The organism is Bdellovibrio bacteriovorus (genome assembly GCF_002208115.1).
GTDB lineage: Bacteria > Bdellovibrionota > Bdellovibrionia > Bdellovibrionales > Bdellovibrionaceae > Bdellovibrio > Bdellovibrio bacteriovorus_C.
The window spans coordinates 2,838,093-2,855,723 of sequence record NZ_CP020946.1 but is presented as its reverse complement, the minus strand read 5'-3'; the positions used below and the strand labels follow the sequence as shown (position 1 = coordinate 2,855,723).

Here is a 17,631-nt window from a genome sequence, read left to right as displayed (position 1 = left end):
AGATTAGAGATTGGGTCGGGCCAAGGAGGGGATTGTGAGAGCTGGATGGATTGTTTCTTTTGGGCTTTTGGTTTCGCTTTCTGTGGGGGCGAAGCAGCTTCCTTTGGAAAAATTGAAGATGCCTCCTGGGTTTCAGATTTCGGTGTGGGCGCAGGTGCCGGGGGCTCGGTCTTTGGCGCAGGCTCCGGATGGCCGGATCTTTGTGGGCTCTCGGTCCGGTGATAAGGTTTATGTGGTGAAGGATGGCAAGGCCAGCGTCTTTGCTCAGGGCCTGGACACGCCCAACGGTGTTGCCTATAAAGACGGAAAACTTTATGTGGCCGAAATTGCGCGCATTCACGAATTTGATGCCGGCCCCAGTGTGAAACTTCCGGCAAAACCTGTGCGCACCCTGCCTCAAACCTTTCCTTCAGACACTCACCATGGATGGAAGTTCATCCGCTTTGGTCCGGATGGAAAGCTCTATGTCCCGGTGGGGGCTAATTGCAATATTTGTGATCCCGGCACTCAGTATGCACGCATTTATCGCATTGATGTGAACGGCACCAGCAAAGAGGAAGTGGCCTCCGGAGTGCGCAACACTGTGGGCTTTGATTTTCATCCTCAGTCGAAAGAACTTTGGTTTACCGATAACGGTCGCGACTGGATGGGGGATGATCGTCCGCCGTGTGAAGTGAACCGCCTGACCAAAGAAGGTCAGAACTTCGGCTTCCCGTTCTGTCATGGCAAGGACACTCTGGATCCGGATTTTGGCAAAGGCAAAAAGTGCTCAGACTATGTGGCTCCGGTGGTGGAGCTTCGCGCCCACGTGGCGCCGTTGGGTATGCGCTTTTACACGGGGACTCAGTTCCCGGCACAATACAAAGACAGCATCATTCTGGCCGAACACGGTTCCTGGAACCGATCCACACCACAGGGGTATCGTCTGACGTTTGTGAAGCTGAATGGCTCCAATGTTGAAAAGACAGAGTCCTTCATTGAAGGCTGGTTGCAGGGGGATTCCTCCTGGGGGCGTCCGGTGGATGTGGAAGTTTTGCCCGATGGGGCGATGCTGATTTCTGACGACAAGGCGGGGGTCATTTACCGTCTGACTTATAAGGCGAAGTAATGCAGGGAAAATTACGATCCTCGGTCGACTTTCCAGATCCGCGCGAAACCCTGGCTGAAGGGATTTTGGCTATTGGGGGATCTTTGGATGTCGGCACACTTTATACGGCCTACAGCAAAGGGATTTTTCCCTGGCCCCAGCCTGGCTTGCCGATGCTGTGGTTTTCCCCGGAAGAACGGGGAGTTCTGGAGTTTCGGGATTTCCACGTTCCGGAAAGTCTGCGCCGTTTTCGCAAGCGTCATCCGGAAATTCATTTTTCAGTGAATCAGGATTTTCATCATGTGCTGGAGGAATGCTCCAAACAGCCGCGTCCTGGTCAGGATGGCACCTGGATCACGGGACAGATGAAACGCGCCTATATGGAATTTTTCAAAGCCGGTTACTGCATGTCGGTGGAGGTTCGCGAAAACAATGTTCTGATCGGCGGCATTTATGGAGTGCTGGTTGAAGGCGTGTTCAGCGGTGAAAGCATGTTCTATAAAAAGCCCAATGCTTCAAAACTGGCGCTGTGGCGCCTGGTGGAAGTTTTGTCAGAACAGGGGCACGAATGGATCGATGTGCAAATGGTGACGCCCGTGGTGGCCAGCATGGGCGGGAAACTGATTGATCGGGAGCAGTATCTGGAAATGTTAGAACAACGACATTTTCAATATGAAACAACCTAAAAGGTTCCCGAAGAACGAGAACCTTTTGATTTATTCCAGAACGACTTTGGAAGCCTTGCCGTCTTTGATTTCGTAAACAGTTGCCGGGCCCAGATATCTTTCCACCTGAATGCCGACTTTTTTACCGAGCTTCTTGGCGTGTTCTTCCTCAGCGGGAAGGACATACAGCGGGATGCCGGTTTCTTTGGTTTTATCCTCTTTTTTCAGAACTGTTTTTTTGATGTTCGGAATGTTCCAGGACTGGATTTCAATGGCCTGCCAAGTGCCTTCTTTTTTGGTCAAGGCCACCGCGTACTGGCGGTGCAAATCACTTCCCAGCAGCACGATGTCTTTGTCGCCGTTGTTATCAAGGTCGGCAATAAAGGCCATCGGAACACCACCGGGTTCGACTTCCTTGACCAGGCTCAAGACCGATTCCGGATAATCTTTCAGATCGAAAGTCAGAAACTCCGGGTTCCAGTCAATCAGGGCTTTTTTTGCCTCGGCAGGCAGGGTGACCTTTACATTTCCATCCTGCACCGTGATTTCAGCGGCGTTGGTTGCCGAGGTTGTCACCGGAGCAGCCGAGCTGCAAATGCTGTAGAGAAGAGTTGCGATCAAAGCGTTCATCATTTTGCACCTGTGCTTTTCTTGCTTTGGCTGCTTGCGCCGGAAGAGGAATACTTGCCAATCACGCCCAGCTTCCGAGGGCAGGATTCACCGCGCGGAACCAGGAAGGTGTGATTGCCGACCTTTCCACAGTTGGTCATGCGGCGGGCCCAGTAGGGACGGGCGATGCTTGGATTGTAGTAATAGATGACGTCATTGGGACCTTCTTTGACAGAAAGGTTGACGGCTTTCTTGCACATCTCCAAAGCTTCTTTGTCTTCATCTTTGGTGGCATTGATGTTGTTGCCGATATTGTCCTGAGTCCAGCTGAACTGGGCATCGTCATAAACGACTCCGCAGATGGAGCTCGGATAGGCATCGTCTTCCGAACGGGACAACACCACCTTATTCACGGCCACCATGCCTTCGAAGGATTCTCCGCGGGTTTCATGATAGCAGTTGCAAATCATGCAGTTGGTGGCGGATTGTCTTTTGTTGCAGGTCATGGACGCCGCAAATGCAGACGAGTTTATAAGTGACACACAGGCAATTATGAAAAGGGCAACGATCTGTATTTTCATTTATATGGGAAGTTTTGAATTTGAAGAATTCTTTATTTTCCCCCTCGACCTTCAGTGAATATGTGTTCCGAATCTTGGTCCAAGGTCCTGAAAAGGGTGTGTCTTATAGTGAGACACTGAACGCCGTTAATTGTTCCTCGTTCAATCTTTGGACACCTTTTTAGGGTCAAACCCCGTGATTTCACGGGCATAGCCGTTGCAATCACCCCTATTGAATATAAAAACAATACGGAGGATTCCATGTCCAAAAGAAAACTGATCGCAAAGGGCCTTGTGACTTTGTCTTTGTTCACCCAGCATTTTGCATGGGCGCAAACAACCACCACAGTTAAAAGACCACCACAATTTGTGATGTTTGCCTTTGATGGATCTTACAACAACGAGGTATGGCAGTACTCCCGCGATTACACCAAACTTAGAAAAGATGCGGGCGTGGACACACGTTTCACATTCTTTATCAATCCGGTTTATTTCCTGAGCCCTGAAAACAAAACCTTCTATCAACCACCGGGTCAGCGTTTGATTCTGGATGGCGCCGGCAACGAAGTGGCTACGAAAAACCGTGGTTCCGCGATCGGTTGGGGCGATGACAGACGTGATATCTCCGATCGTATTGATCAGATGAATGCAGCTTATCGTGAAGGCCATGAAATCGGTTCCCACGCCGTGGGTCACTTTGATGGTGGCTTCCGCAATAAAAAATGGGACCTGCGCTGGAGCGAGGCGGACTGGAAATCTGAGTTCACTCAATTCTATGCAATCCTGGATCGCGTGTTCGACCTGAATGGCATCTCTAAAAAAGAATCCAAAGGTTTGTTGTTCAGAAACGAAATCACGGGCTTCCGTGCACCGGTTCTGGGGGTCAGCCCGGGCCTGTGGCCGAATCTGCCGAAGTTCGGTATTCAGTACGACACTTCCAAATTGAATTTCGTAAACTACTGGCCGCAAAGAAATGAATTCGGCACATGGAACTTCCCTTTGGCGGAAGTGCCGGAACCAGGTGGCGCGCGCAAGTGGATCTCTATGGATTACAACTTCTGCGTTCGTGACTCTGCCCGTGTATTGAAGGAAGAGCCTCAGACAATGCAGATCATGAAGCGTGACAAAAGCGGCAACACCGTTAAAGCCAACAAGGCCCGTGACTGCTTGAACGAAGTTTCCACTGCGCAAAAAGCACAGGTTAAGGCTAACATGCTTTCAATCTATCGCAGCTACTTCAACACGAACTACTATGGCAACCGTGCTCCGGTTCATATCGGTCACCACTTCTCTAAATGGATGAGCGGTGCTTACATGGAAGCATTCTTTGAGTTTGCCAATGAAGTGTGCTCCAAGCCGGAAGTCAAATGCGGTACTTACAATGAACTTCAGGCGTTCATGGACAAGTCCTCTGCATCTGAAATCGAAGCTTACAGAAAAGGCACTTTCGCAAAACTTCCGCGTCCTAAGTCGGCAAGCGTTGCTCGCCACCTGGATCTGAAGATCGACATGACTTCCGACCGTGACTTCATGAACATCTCCCTTGCGGGTCGTGATGCTCAGATGGCGGGTCTTAAGAAGTTCGTGACTGTGGGTGATGTGACCAAAGAAATTGACGGCACGATCGACCTGAAAGACATCCGTGAAGTGAGCGAGGCGGGTAAAGACGCTTTGGTTCGTATCTCGGTTGAAAACCGCATGAACAAAGAAATCGCCACGGCGACTTATACAGTGAAGGCGGTAGGCACGCAGAACGAGGTTGTAGACTCTGAAAACGTGGAAGGTCGCTGGGAACAAGGCCACATGGCTGAAGCTCACCGTGATGACGTAGACTTCACTAAAGGACACTAATGAATCTGTGGAAGGCCATCCTTAGCGGGACCCTTATCATGAATCTTGTCGGGTGCGGAGGAGACTCTGCACCTTCGGCATTTGTAAACACCGACGGGACACTGACCCAGGGTGTGATTTATGGCGAGGACTCCATTCAGGAGGTTTCCACTCACACTCGCAACACCCGGGCAAACGTTGCTCTGGTTCATGCTGACAAATGGAATGATATCATGAAGGGCGAAGCTGTATGGACCGTGGATGAAGTCTACGGGACCGGTCCGCAGTTGGCCTGGAGTGACCAGGAATCCAAGGCCTTTTGTTCCGGCACTTTGATTGGGCCGAATCTGGTTCTGACGGCCGGGCATTGTTTCACCGAAGATCATACTTGTGAAAACACCGTGTTTGTCTTTAATGACGAGCAAAAGATGGAAGGGGCCACCACCCGCAAGGGCTGGCAGTGCAAATTGATCGTGGCTCAGAAAAATGATTTCCAGGGCGGGCTGGACTATGCCCTTGTGGAAATTTCCATCCCTCGGGATGAAGTCGAGCCCGTGGTCATATCCGAGACTTCGCCGGTGGTCGGGGATTCGGTCTATTCCATCGGTTATCCGCTGGGCAGTCTGAAGAAGACCGCTCAGGGTAAAGTGCGCCGTGTGAATGAAACGGGATCCTTGGAGACCAATCTGGATGTTTTCGTCGGAAACTCAGGTTCGCCGGTGTTTGACAGCAAAACTCACGAATTGATTGGTGTTTTGCACGGTGGTGAGGATGATTTCCAGGAACAGAGCGCGGAAGGCGGTTCTGTTGAGATCATGAAGTGCGCAGAGGATGCCTGTAAGGGCGAATTCGTCATTCCTATTCAGAAAATTCTGGCCGATATCGAGAAACAGAAGTAAGTTGGGCCATGCTTCTCATCAATACACATAAGCTCGAAAAATCCTTTGCGGGGAAAACCCTGTTTAAAAACGTCTCTTTGGGCATTGAAGAGGGCGAACGTGTGGGCCTGGTTGGGCCCAACGGTGCCGGTAAATCCACTTTGCTGAAAATTCTGGCCGGCACCATGACTCCGGATGCCGGGGACGTGACCGCTAAAAAGGGTTTGCGTCTGGGGTATCTGGAACAAACTCCGACATTCAAAAAAGATGAAACCATCCTGGATGCGGTCCTGAGTAAAGCCCAGGACCCGCATGAGGCGATTGGATCGGCCTATGAATGGATTGCCCGTCTGGAGCTGACCCAGTTCGGAGAAAACTTCCTGGTCAGCGATCTTTCCGGGGGATGGAAAAAGCGTGTGGCTTTGGCGCGCGAACTGGTGCGCGATCCAGAGCTGTTGCTGTTGGATGAACCGACGAATCACCTGGACGTTTCAAGTATCATGTGGCTGGAGGATTTCCTGAGCCGTGCGCCCTTTGCCACTTTGACGATCACGCACGACCGTTTGTTCCTGCAACGAACCGTCAACAAGATCTTTGATCTTGATCCGAAGAATCCGAACTATCTGATTTCCACCACCGGTGGTTATCTCGAATATCTCGAGGAAAAAGCGATTCTTTTGGCCGGGCAGGAACAGAAGGAGCTGGCGATGAAGAACACTCTTCGTCGTGAAACCGAGTGGCTGCGCCGCGGGGCCAAGGCCCGTCTGACAAAACAAAAGGCCCGTATTGATCGCGCCGGCACCCTGAAAGAGGATGTCGAGGAGCTTTCCGCGAAGAACGCCGCTCGCAAAGTAAAAATTGAATTTAAGGAAACCGACCGTAATCCGCAAAAGCTGATCGAAGTCGATCACGTTACAAAGGCTTATGACGGTCGTGTGCTGTTCAGTGACTTCAGCTATCTGGTGACTCCTAAAACACGTCTGGCGTTGTTGGGTGATAACGGTTCGGGAAAATCCACGCTGATTCGCATGCTGCTGCAGCAGGAAGCGCCGACTTCCGGCCGTGTGGTTCAAGCGGACAAATTGAAAATTGCCTATTTCGAACAAAACCGTGAAACCTTAAAGCCGAAAGAGTCCGTTTTGAAGAACATCTGCCCTGATGGCGATTATGTCCATTATCAGGGACAGTATGTGTTTGCGCGCAGTTATCTGGAAAGATTCCTGTTCAACCGTCAGCAAATGGATCTGCCAGTGGAAAAGCTGTCAGGTGGCGAGCAAAGCCGCTTGCGTTTGGCGCAACTGATGCTGAATGAAGCCCAGGTGCTGATTCTCGATGAACCGACCAATGACCTGGATGTGGCAACATTGACAGTGCTTGAAGAATCTCTGAAGGAATTTACGGGGGCCGTGATTTTGGTCACACACGACCGTTTCTTCATGGATCAGGTGGCTTCTGACATTCTGGCATTGCACAAGAACCTGGATGGCTCCACTTCCATGGAGCGTTTTGCGGGTTATCTGCAATGGGAAGAATGGTTCGAAGAACAAAAAGAGCTGCAAGCTCAGGAACTGAAGAAAGAGAAGAAAGCCGAAAAAGTGGCGGCCAAACCAGTGAAGCTCTCGTTCAAGGAAAAGTTTGAACTGGAAAACATGGAAGCCAATATCTTTGAAATGGAAGAAAAATTGTCAAATCTGCAGACCGAAGCGGGGAAGCCCGAGGTCGTCAGCCAGGCCTCTAAAGTTCAGGAGCTTTTCTCCGAGATTTCCGCTTTGCAAAGCAAAATCGAAACCGCTTATGCCCGTTGGGCAGAGCTGGAAAAGAAATCCCACGGGCAGTCTTAGCCGGTCGAGGCTGGTGCATTCTTACATATTGCTGATCTTCAGGGCGCCTTCAATCATAGGCTGTTGAGCAAGGAGGCTCTCATGAAGATCCAATTCGTCAATCTGGCCGTTGTCCTGACGGCCGGGATGCTGATGGCATCCTGTAGTTCTTCCGAGAAAAAAACAACCGCATCAGTTAAGACCACGGCCAGCCCCGCGGAGATCCAGAAGCTGGCGGAAGAGGTTTATATCTATGGCTATCCGATGGTTTTGGTTGAAACCAGTCGTGAGGTGATGACCAATGTTTCCCGTGTGACCGCGGATGCGGCACCGGTGAATCAGTTCCTGCACAAGGACCGCTTCCCTGATGCGAGCTTCACCCAAGTGGTCAGTCCCAACGCCGACACACTTTACAGCTCTGCATTTCTGGATCTTTCGCGCGAGCCGGTCATCTTAAGTGTGCCGGAAATGGGGAAGCGCTACTATCTGATGCAATTGATGAGTGCCTGGACGGATGTGTTTGCATCGCCGGGCACGCGCACCACAGGGTCTCACAAAGGGGACTTCGCCATCACGGGACCGGATTGGAGGGGAGAGCTGCCAACGGGTCTTACTGAGATCAAATCACCGACCAACACTGTATGGATCATCGGGCGCACCCAAACCAACGGGCCGAAAGATTTTGCCGCAGTTCGGGAAATTCAGAAAAAATACCGTCTGACCACGCTCAGTTCGTGGCAGCAGTCGGACAACGAGGTCATCGCCACCCCCACTCGTCAGGTCAGCTCCACGGTGGACATGAAAACACCGCCGGTGGCCCAGGTGGAGGCCATGGACGGGGTTGAGTTCATGGAAAAATTCGCAAGTCTGCTGAAACAGAATCCTCCGAAGCCGGAGGATTCTGCCATGGTTGAGAAAATGGCACGACTGGGTATTTCTGAAACCGGGCAGTTTGATGGCCGGGCCTTAAGCGATGCTCAGAGAGTCGCATTCAATCGCGGGGCGAAGATGGCGTTGGAAAAAATCGTGGCCCTGAATCAGGCGCCTCCGGGCGTGGAGGTCAGTGCGGGCTGGGTGTATTCCTATCACATGGGGGCCTATGGTGCCGATTACGAAAACAGAGCCTATGTCGCCAAATATTTTTTAGGTGCGAATCTTCCCCAGGATGCGGTCTATCCGCGCGCTTCAGTGGATGCCAACGGCATGCCTTTGAAAGGGGATAACAAATACACCCTGCGCTTTGCCAAGGGGCAGTTGCCTCCGGTCCGGGCGTTCTGGTCGCTGACAATGTACAATTCAAAACAGAACTTCGTGAAAAATCCCCTGAACCGATACGCTCTTGGGGATCGTGACAAGTTGAAATACGGCAAGGACGGGTCACTGGAGATTTACATCCAAAGCGAACGTCCTGAGGCCAGCAAGGTGGCCAACTGGCTGCCGGCGCCGGCGGGGGATGATTTCAATTTGCTGATGCGTTTGTACTGGCCGAAGGACGAAGTTCTCAGTCATCAGTGGCGAATGCCTGGAGTGCAGCAGGTGCAGCCCGCGACGGGTCTGAGTCTGCGATAGGCAGAAAGAAAAAAGGGGCTTGCAAAGCCCCTTTTTTATCTTGGTTGTACGCTGTAGTTGGTGACGTCTTCTTTCGCCGTTTCATTTGGATATCGAACGGTTTTGATGTTCAGGATCAGATCCAGAACCCCTTGGTCACCTTCACACACATAGTACTTTTTGTACTTGCAGATGTAGTTGAAGCAGAATTCGTTTTTCGAGAAATGAGAAAAGGAACACTGAACGTTGTAGGTGTATTCCACAGAATCAACCACCGAAGGCACACTCAGTGCCAGAGCAGGCTGAGTCGTGAATCCGGCAATCACGAATCCAATTGCAATCACCAGTAGTTTCTTCATCTCAAATCTCCTTGGTTAATCCTTTGCAGGATTATTGTTTTTTCAGGATCAGCTTGCCTGACATGGAGTAATTAGATGTCAGAGCGCCTTCCAAAACACCATTTACAAGTTTGCCATAAATAGCCGCTTCAAATTTTGAATTCAGATCGCGAGCCGGTTTGCCGGTCAAAGTCAGGCGTGGCTCAGCCAGGTCCGCTTCGTAAACACCCGTCAAGGTCAGGTCCGCCGTGTGGCCTGGATCGTCCGCGCGGTTCAATTCACCCATCAGACGAGGAATGGTCACGGTAGATCCTTCCTTCACAGTTTCCTGAACGTAAAGGCGCAATGTGATGCCCACAACACCCTTTACCGGACCGGAGTTGCCCTGATCCATCTGGCCCACGTAAGTTCCGGAAATCGCGGTCAGTTGCGCGCGCAGTCTTTCATAGTAAGCAAACTCTTCCTTGCCGCCACCCGTGGATTCATTTTCACGCGCTTTCAAGGAAAGTTTGACGATACCTTTCGGGCCCGAGATCGCCTTGGCTTCACCCAGGATGTTGTTGCCGCTGATTTTAGCGTCCACAGTCTGGATTTCGTCACGGCCCAAAGATTTGATGTCTTTTACGTTCACCAAAGTCAGGTCGCCGGTTTCCGGAGCGAAACCAACAACAAAATCGTAACTTTCGCCTGCCGGATTGATGCGCTTGTAAGTTGCATAAAGAGTGGAGTGCAAGCGGGTGGAACCGTCAGAGTTTTTCGCGCCGTTATCGACTTTCAGTTCGAAGAATTTCACTTCCAGATCCTGAGTGCCGTCAGCGGTCGTGATTTGGCCCACGTAAGTGCCGATCACTGGTTTGTAAGTCTGTTGCAACTTTCCGTTTTGCTCGATCTCGCGCTGTTTGCCGGCGTTTTTGTCCTGATCAAAGGCGCACGCGGCAAGGCTTAGAACCGTCGCTGCAAGAATTAGTTTTTTCAACATGGTAACCCCTCTTATTATTTATTTTCAGTGTAATCAGCTGACGAAGCGTCGTCAGGAATCAATTCGTCACGGGAAGCCGCCCATTCATTCAGCGCAATGGCGTAATCACCCATGGCGCGCATGTATTGAACTTCCGAGTCGAAATAGTTGTTCATTGCCGTGATCAGGATCGAGATGTCCGTACGCCCCTGATTGTAGGAACGGTTCAGTTCCTGAGAGGCCTTCTCGCGATAGCCTTTCTGTTTTTCTGCGCTCAGCACCACGGCATAGGTGGACTGTACTTTACGCTGAGCTTGGATCTCCAGGTCCTCGGCCTCTAGCAACTGGCGGCTCAGACGGGTGGATTCAAGATCCTTGGAAAGCTTTTTGTTGATGATCTGCTCGTTCTGGATGTCAGAGCCGAAGTTGTACTGGAATCTCAGACCCATGTAGTACTTCGGACGGGTGCCAGACACGACGTCAGAATAAGCATCGTTCGCGTTTTCATCCACACCGGTGGTGTAAACCTTGCCGACGAAGTTCAGCGTCGGATAGCTTAAGGATTCCGCCGCCGTCAGGGATTCCTGAGCCGCTTCGACCTTCAGCTTTTGGGAACGGATGGTGCGAAGCTCTTCCACTTTTTTCATTGGCAGTTTTGGCACCGTCGGGATATTGCCCGGGATCTGGAAGCGGATTTCTGTGCCCGGTTCCAAAGAAAGCAACGTCACCAGATTTTCCAGATTGTCCAGATACTCGGTCGAGGACGTTTTAACTTTTTGTTCGCGTGTTTCAAACTCCGCCTGAACCTGTGGCAGGTCCCCTGGGTTGGAATAACCCAAAGAGGTTTTGCGTTTCACCGCATCGACCAGTTTTTTATAACGGTCACGGGAAGCCACGGATTCTTTGAAATTTTCCTGTGCAACATAAGTGTTCCAGAACTGACGGATCGCCTCAAGCACGACGTCTTCCAGTTCGTTGGCGCGGTTGATGCTTTCTGCCTGATAGGTCAGTTCGGCCGCATTCACGGTGCCACGGTCCGCAACCCCGAAGAAGTTCCCCAAAAGGGCTTGTTCCAAAAGCAATCCTGCGCTGTCCAAGGTCTGCTCGCCCGGCGGAGGATTCGTCACGACACTGTCAAACTCAACTTGTTGGGAAAGACGGCTCAGCTCAATCCCCAGCGTGGTCCCGGTGGTGAAAGGTTTTTTCAAGCCCACGGTGGTGCGATAACGTTCGTATTTGGCTTCGACCGGAGTGGAGTTGGAAAGAAGACCTGCGGATTTGTCGTACTCAAAACCGGTTTCTGCGTTCAGAACCCAGTCATAGGCAGAAAGCGCCAACGCCGGAGTCAGGCGGAACTGCTGGTACTTCAAATTGACTTCCTTGGTTTTAAGACCCTGTTTTAAAACCAGCTCCGCCACATCTTTTTGAGTCAGCGTGATCTCTTTCTTTGCAGGAGCCTGCTGGGCATACGCTGCCTGGATTGTTGTCGTGCTAAGTAGTGCAAGAAGGATTTTTACCATGTTACTTTTGTTCCTAGCTCAAAGTTGTCTTTTTGAAGTGCGATCTCATTGTTGTCTTTAAGAGTTCTTTGGGACCATTCAGTGAATACAGACCATTTCTTACCCAGCATCACGTCGACTCCATAGTTCATGGATTCGTAAGCGCCGGACTTGCTGAAAGTGGCAAAATCGTTGGAGCTGCTTTGCGTGTAGCTGATGTTTCCGAACTGCGGGGACACGTTCAAAGAAAGCCAAGGCAGGCGTTCCCAGCCCATGCTGATCACGGGACCTGCGCTGAACATGATGGTGTTCAAACGGGCGTCGTCGATTTCATAACCGGAATCCAGTTTCACCTGGGCGCTTTGAGACGCGAAGCCACCTTTGGCGCGCAGGCCCAGTTTCCACAACACGGCTTTCGTTTGCAGAGCAGGGCTCATCACACCCAGTTCAAGACCCGGCATCACGGTGGTGCCGTTTTTGCTCATGTCAAAGGAACCGGAGCCATCTTTAGTGGCGATGCCTTCGGGCTGGAAGCTTTGCACAGAGAAGCCGGCGAAATACTTCCAGTTGCGCGTGATGATTTCCGGACGGGGATCTTTCAGCGTCAGCATGCCGGACACCTGAGCGTCGGTGGCACTTTGTTTTGCAAGGCCGTCGTATTTGGCTTCAGCAACTGCCATGTCTCGCAAGCTTTGAGCGTTGCAGATCGCAGAAGAGAAAATAACGGCTAACAGAAATCCCCATTTCATAGTGCACTCCCCGAATAAATGTGCGTCAGGAATAGTCCGAGGGTTGGGGGCTGTCAACCTCTGCCCGTGGTCCTTTGGGGGCCTTTATAAATCCTTTAATATCAAGGCCTTATGAGCCGCTGTGTTGATAGGAATCCTAATGACTAATGGGGGTGGATTGCCTACAGTGTCCCGGTCTTTAGAGGGGTATGTATGAGACTGTCGGATATTTCTATTAAGAATCCTGTATTTGCGTGGATGCTGATGTTCGGTCTGATGATTTTCGGACTGATTTCGTTTTCCCGCATGGGCGTCAGCCAGATGCCGGATGTCGATTTCCCAACCGTGACGGTGAGCGTCAACCTTGATGGCGCAGCTCCGGAGGTCATGGAAACCCAGGTCGTGGATCCGATTGAATCCTCGCTCATGACTGTGGAGGGGATTGAATCCATCAAGTCCAGCAGTAAAACCGGCAGTGCCAGCATCACGGTGGAATTTGATCTGGATCGCAACATCGATCTGGCGGTTCAGGACGTGCAGGCGAAAATCTCGGGCATTCAAAGAATGCTTCCGGATGATGTGGACCCTCCCTCCATCTCCAAAACCAATCCTGATGATCAGCCGATTCTTTGGCTGGCTCTGACTTACGATAAGGAAGACCCTGAATTCCTGATGCGCTATGCGCGTGACTATCTGAAAGACCGCTTCACCACGGTGGAAGGTGTCGGGGACATCTTCCTGGGTGGTTATACCGATCCGGTGATGCGTGTGCATGTGCGTCCGAAAGATCTGCTCCGTTATAACATCTCTGTGAATGACGTGGTCGATGCCATCCGTAATGAGCACTCCGAGCTTCCGGGTGGTTACATTCAGACCGACAAAAAAACCTTCAACGTTCGCACCATGGGCGAAGCAAAAACGGAAGAGGAGTTCCGCAATATCGTGATCAGCCGTCGTGCGGGTGTCACGGTTGCTGATCCGACCAACATGGTTAAGATCCGCCAGGTCGCCGACGCCAGTATGGGCCTGGACAAGATTGAGCGCATGTCCCGCTTCAACGGGAAAACCGCTTTGGGGCTGGGGATCCGCAAGCAGCGTGGCACCAATGCCGTGTCAGTCGCGCGTGCGGTGAAAGAGCAAATCACGGTCATTCAGAAAACCCTGCCTCCGGGGATGAACCTGCAGGTGAACTTTGACAGTACCAAGTTCATCGAACAATCCGTGGGCGAGCTGAACCATCACTTGATTCTGGCGGTTATCTTTACTTCTTTGGTGTGCTGGATGTTCCTGGGAAGCTGGTCGGCGACGTTTAACGTTTTGCTGTCGATTCCGACGTCGTTGCTGGGTGCCTTCATCGGTCTTTACTTCCTGGGTTATACTCTGAACACGTTCACGCTGCTGGGGCTGACTCTGGCAATCGGTATCGTCGTGGATGATGCCATCATGGTTCTGGAAAATATCTTCCGGTACAATGAAAACGGGCGGGGGCGTATTGAGTCCGCGATCCTGGGCGCGCGCGAGATCTCGTTTGCTGCGATGGCCGCCACTGCGGCCGTGATTGCGATCTTCCTGCCGGTGGCCTTCATGAAGGGTATCATCGGGAAGTTCTTCATGCAGTTCGGGGTGACGATCTCTATCGCCGTGTTCCTGTCGTTGGTGGAGTCTTTGACGATCACGCCAATGCGTTGTGCGGGCTTTGTTCATCACGGTGAAAGAAAAACCAAACTGGGCAAGGGCTTTGAAGCTCTGATGGAAAACACGCGAATTGGTTACGACCGCTGGCTGCGAGTGAGCTTGCAGCACCCGTGGAAGGTGTTGATTGGCTCGCTGGTGTTTGTGGCGGTGTCCTTTATTTCCATCAAGTTCCTGAACAAGGAAATGAGCCCGGCGCAGGATCAGAGCATCTTTATGGCCCGTTTGATCATGCCGGTGGGAACGTCCCTGCAGTACACGGACCAGCAGACGAAAAAAGCGGAAGCGTGGCTCTTGTCCCGTCCGGAAATCAAACAGGTGTATGCCGCCCTGGGGGGCTTTGGTGGCGGTGTTTCTGATTCCAACGTGACGATGATGTTTATCACCATGAAAGAAAAAAACGAACGCGGCAAGGATCCTGAAACCGGGAAGGTTCTGTCCCAGCAGGAATTCATGCAGGTGGCGCGTAAGAATCTTTCCAAGATCGAAGACATGCGTCCGGTCCTGATGGATTTGTCGCAGCAGGGCTTCTCGGGGGGCCGTGGTTATCCGATCGAGTTCACGATCCTGGGTTCAGACTGGGATAAGCTTGCGAAGTACACTGAAGACATGATGAAAGCCATGAACGACAGCGGACTGATGGTGGACGTGGATTCCAACTATCTGTTGGGTATGCCTGAAATTCAGGTGCAGCCGGACCGTCTGGCGGCGGCTCAGCACGGGGTCAGCATTGCCTCCATCGGTTCCACGGTCAGTGCGTTGATTGGTGGGGTGAAGGCCGGCGAATATCCTCAAGGCGGGCACCGTTACGACATCAAGCTGAAACTGGTGGATCAGGGTGATCCGATGGGTGAGATCAAAACTTTGTTCGTCGGTAACAGCCGCGGAAATCTGATTCCGCTGCCAAGAGTGACGAAAGAAGTTCAGACGTCGAGCCTGCAGTCGATCTCTCGTTCCAACCGTCAGCGTGCGATCACGGTGACAGCGAATATGAAGCCGGGCGTTTCCCAGCAGGCGGCGATGGCTTACATCGAAGACGTGGCGAAGAAGATGCTGGAGCCGGGTTATATGATTGATCAGGGCGGAAGCTCGAAGACCTTTAAAGAGTCCTTCCAAAGCCTGATCTTTGCTTTGGTGATGGGTCTGGTGATCGCCTACATGGTTCTGGCCAGCCAGTTCAATTCCTTTATCGATCCGGTGACGATCCTGATGGCATTGCCATTTAGTTTCAGCGGGGCATTCTTTGCACTTTTGATCACGGGGCAGTCTTTGAATATGTTCTCGATGATCGGTTTGTTGTTGTTGATGGGGATCGTGAAAAAGAATTCCATCTTGTTGATTGAATTTACCAACACGGTTCGTGACCGTGGTACCAGCAAAGCACTGGATGCGCTGATTGAAGCGTGCCCGACGCGTCTTCGTCCGATTCTGATGACGTCGGTGGCGACGGTCGCTGCCGCCGTTCCGTCAGCCACAGCGCGCGGGGCGGGGTCTGAGACCATGCGTCCGATGGCGATCTGTCTTATCGGTGGGGTTGTGGTTTCCACCGCACTGACCTTGTTCGTTGTTCCAGCGGTGTATCTGCTGATGGATAAATTCAAGAAGCGCGACGAGGTTCGCGAAAAAACCAAACAAGCCTTCGCCGCTGTTGGTGAAGAGGGCCTGGAGGCCTAAAAGCCAAAAGCAAAAAGCCCAGTGGCATGGCCGCTGGGCTTTTTTTATTTCCGGCATTGTTCTTTCAGGCGTTGGGCGCCGGTGCCTTTTTTGCCGTAACGGTCATCCGGGTTTCGTAACGGGCAGTCTTTTAATGACATGCAGCCACACCCAATGCAGCTTGCAAGTTGTGATTGCAGAAGCTGCAGCAATTTGATGCGCTCTTCAAGGTCGTCATTCCATTTCTTTGTCAGTCGCTTCCATTCCGCCGCCGTCGGTGCGTGATCCTGGGGCAGCGATGAAAGGTGATCTTTGATTTGCTCCAGACTCATTCCCAGGTGCTGGGAGATCTTAATTATTGAAATCAGACGCAAAACCGAGCGGTCATAACGGCGTTGATTGCCGTTGTTGCGATGACTTTTGATCAGCCCTTTGGATTCATAGAAATGCAAGGTCGGGACCGAGATGCCACTGCGGGTGGCGATTTCTCCAACGGACAGGGAGCTTGCAAGGACAGGGGTCTTGTTTTTTACAGTCATATTTCTTTTGACCTCAAGTTAACTTGAGGTTGTAGCATCAGCCCAAAATCACGCAAGCAATTTAATCGGGCGGCTTAAGCCCAAAGGAGATTTCGTGAACTATTTTACCTATAAGATGATCCATCTGATCAGTCTGACCCTGATGTTTGTAAGTTTTGGTTTCATGCTGGTGGCGGTGGCGATCGGGGAGCCGGCAAAGAAGTTCAGAAAATTCAGTTATGCGCTTCACGGGGTTTCGTGGCTGGCGCTTTTCGCCAGCGCCTATGGCCTGGTGGAAACTTTGGGGATGGGTGCGAATTTTCCCAACTGGGGCCGGGCTAAAACCGCGATCTGGGTGATGCTGGGGATCTGGGCATTTATTGTGCGCAAGAAACCACAATGGACTTTCACCAATATGGCCGTGCTTTCAGTGTTGGGAAGTGCCGCAATCTGGCTGGCGGTTGCCAAGCCTATGTTCTAGCGGCTCCACATTACCGCACGCATCGACAGGGAGCCCATTTCAAACCCTTCATAAGGGTAGGAAATGCGGTCTTCCTCGGTGCTGGCACCAAACGCATACAGCAATGGCAGATAGTGTTCTGGGGTGGGCACGCTCAGCGTGGCACTTTCACCCAGGGCTTCATAGTCGGTCAGGGTTTTGGTGTCGCGTGTTTCCAAGGCGGCTTTGATTTGGCCGTCAAACTCTTCGGCCCAAGGATAGCTGCCGTCTTTGTTTTTCCATTGAATCAGTCTTAAGTTGTGAACGATGTTGCCGCTGGCAACGATCAGAACACCTTTGTCGCGCAACGGGCGCAGCAGTTTTCCCAGCTCCAGATGTTGTTGGTTTGTTTTCGTCACATCCAGGCTGACTTGATAAGTGGGAATATCGGCGTGTGGGTACATGTGTGCCAGAACTGACCACGTGCCGTGATCCAAACCCCATTTGTCATAGAGCTCAGACTTTGGCAGCAGTCGTTGGGTTTCATGAGCGATGCTTAACGGGCCTCGCGCCGGGTACTGCATGTCGAAAAGTGCTTTCGGGAATCCGTAGAAATCGTGAATGGTGGGAGGGTCGGGATGATAAAGAACTTTCGTTCCTTCTGTCTCCCAGTGAGCAGAGACAGAAAGAACGGCCTGTGGTTTTGGCAAGGCTTTGCCTAGTCTATGAAGGCTTTCCGTGAAGGCATTCTTGTCCAGAGCATTCATCGGAGAACCGTGACCAATAAAAAGCACAGGCATCGTCGACAT

16 protein-coding genes are annotated in these 17,631 nt (G+C 51.7%); 8 read left to right on the top strand and 8 right to left on the bottom strand.

Going from position 1 to position 17,631, the window contains the following annotated elements; all coding sequences use genetic code 11:
* Positions 1-34 precede the first annotated feature (34 nt).
* Both B9G79_RS13655 and aat read left to right on the top strand, forming a co-directional pair.
* Positions 35-1,108 (top strand): PQQ-dependent sugar dehydrogenase, encoded by a 1,074-nt coding sequence (locus B9G79_RS13655; RefSeq protein ID WP_088566006.1) that lies wholly within the window; start codon positions 35-37, stop codon positions 1,106-1,108.
* A complete protein-coding gene (gene aat / locus B9G79_RS13650) occupies positions 1,108-1,773 on the top strand; it encodes a leucyl/phenylalanyl-tRNA--protein transferase (protein WP_088566005.1) in 666 nt (221 codons plus the stop codon). The genes B9G79_RS13655 and aat overlap by 1 nt, the downstream gene beginning before the upstream one ends.
* A gap of 30 nt (positions 1,774-1,803) precedes the next feature.
* On the opposite strand, the gene B9G79_RS13645 is transcribed toward aat, so the two are convergent.
* Both B9G79_RS13645 and B9G79_RS13640 read right to left on the bottom strand, forming a co-directional pair.
* On the bottom strand, positions 1,804-2,385 hold the full coding sequence (locus B9G79_RS13645; protein ID WP_088566004.1) for a hypothetical protein: 582 nt from the start codon (positions 2,383-2,385) through the stop codon (positions 1,804-1,806).
* Positions 2,382-2,903 carry a cell wall hydrolase gene (locus B9G79_RS13640; protein WP_157678785.1) on the bottom strand — a complete coding sequence of 174 codons (522 nt, stop codon included), beginning with the start codon at positions 2,901-2,903 and terminating at the stop codon, positions 2,382-2,384. Before B9G79_RS13640 ends, B9G79_RS13645 begins: the two co-directional genes overlap by 4 nt.
* A gap of 279 nt (positions 2,904-3,182) precedes the next feature.
* Here B9G79_RS13640 and B9G79_RS13635 point away from each other — a divergent pair, with 279 nt between their 5' ends.
* From B9G79_RS13635 to B9G79_RS13620, 4 genes are all read left to right on the top strand, one after another.
* Positions 3,183-4,772, top strand: a complete 1,590-nt coding sequence (locus tag B9G79_RS13635; RefSeq protein ID WP_088566002.1) for a polysaccharide deacetylase family protein — start codon at positions 3,183-3,185, stop codon at positions 4,770-4,772.
* Positions 4,772-5,650: a trypsin-like serine peptidase gene (locus B9G79_RS13630; protein ID WP_088566001.1), complete on the top strand. Its 879-nt coding sequence runs from the start codon at positions 4,772-4,774 to the stop codon at positions 5,648-5,650. Before B9G79_RS13635 ends, B9G79_RS13630 begins: the two co-directional genes overlap by 1 nt.
* A gap of 8 nt (positions 5,651-5,658) precedes the next feature.
* Positions 5,659-7,470: an ABC-F family ATP-binding cassette domain-containing protein gene (locus B9G79_RS13625; RefSeq protein ID WP_088566000.1), complete on the top strand. Its 1,812-nt coding sequence runs from the start codon at positions 5,659-5,661 to the stop codon at positions 7,468-7,470.
* Between the two features lie 81 nt (positions 7,471-7,551).
* Positions 7,552-9,018: a DUF1254 domain-containing protein gene (locus tag B9G79_RS13620; protein WP_088565999.1), complete on the top strand. Its 1,467-nt coding sequence runs from the start codon at positions 7,552-7,554 to the stop codon at positions 9,016-9,018.
* A gap of 35 nt (positions 9,019-9,053) precedes the next feature.
* On the opposite strand, the gene B9G79_RS13615 is transcribed toward B9G79_RS13620, so the two are convergent.
* From B9G79_RS13615 to B9G79_RS13600, 4 genes are read right to left on the bottom strand one after another with little or no spacing between them, the layout of a single operon-like run.
* The gene (locus B9G79_RS13615) at positions 9,054-9,356 is read right to left on the bottom strand and encodes a hypothetical protein (protein ID WP_088565998.1); all 303 of its coding nucleotides are present in this window, start codon (positions 9,354-9,356) and stop codon (positions 9,054-9,056) included.
* Positions 9,357-9,387: 31 nt separating this feature from the next.
* The gene (locus tag B9G79_RS13610) at positions 9,388-10,314 is read right to left on the bottom strand and encodes a hypothetical protein (RefSeq protein ID WP_088565997.1); all 927 of its coding nucleotides are present in this window, start codon (positions 10,312-10,314) and stop codon (positions 9,388-9,390) included.
* Positions 10,315-10,328: 14 nt separating this feature from the next.
* Positions 10,329-11,813 carry a TolC family protein gene (locus B9G79_RS13605; RefSeq protein ID WP_088565996.1) on the bottom strand — a complete coding sequence of 495 codons (1,485 nt, stop codon included), beginning with the start codon at positions 11,811-11,813 and terminating at the stop codon, positions 10,329-10,331.
* The gene (locus tag B9G79_RS13600) at positions 11,807-12,541 is read right to left on the bottom strand and encodes a hypothetical protein (RefSeq protein ID WP_232468684.1); all 735 of its coding nucleotides are present in this window, start codon (positions 12,539-12,541) and stop codon (positions 11,807-11,809) included. The genes B9G79_RS13605 and B9G79_RS13600 overlap by 7 nt, the downstream gene beginning before the upstream one ends.
* Before the next feature lie 192 nt (positions 12,542-12,733).
* Between B9G79_RS13600 and B9G79_RS13595 the strand changes: the two genes are divergently transcribed.
* Complete coding sequence (locus tag B9G79_RS13595; protein ID WP_088565994.1) at positions 12,734-15,886, top strand: efflux RND transporter permease subunit; 3,153 nt, start codon at positions 12,734-12,736, stop codon at positions 15,884-15,886.
* 44 nt (positions 15,887-15,930) lie between these two features.
* Here the strand turns inward: B9G79_RS13595 and soxR are convergent, their stop codons facing one another.
* On the bottom strand, positions 15,931-16,404 hold the full coding sequence (gene soxR / locus B9G79_RS13590) for a redox-sensitive transcriptional activator SoxR (protein ID WP_088565993.1): 474 nt from the start codon (positions 16,402-16,404) through the stop codon (positions 15,931-15,933).
* A gap of 94 nt (positions 16,405-16,498) precedes the next feature.
* Here soxR and B9G79_RS13585 point away from each other — a divergent pair, with 94 nt between their 5' ends.
* Positions 16,499-16,864, top strand: a complete 366-nt coding sequence (locus B9G79_RS13585; RefSeq protein ID WP_088565992.1) for a hypothetical protein — start codon at positions 16,499-16,501, stop codon at positions 16,862-16,864.
* Here B9G79_RS13585 and ygiD read toward each other — a convergent pair.
* A complete protein-coding gene (gene ygiD / locus B9G79_RS13580; RefSeq protein WP_088565991.1) occupies positions 16,861-17,631 on the bottom strand; it encodes a 4,5-DOPA dioxygenase extradiol in 771 nt (256 codons plus the stop codon). The genes B9G79_RS13585 and ygiD overlap by 4 nt on opposite strands.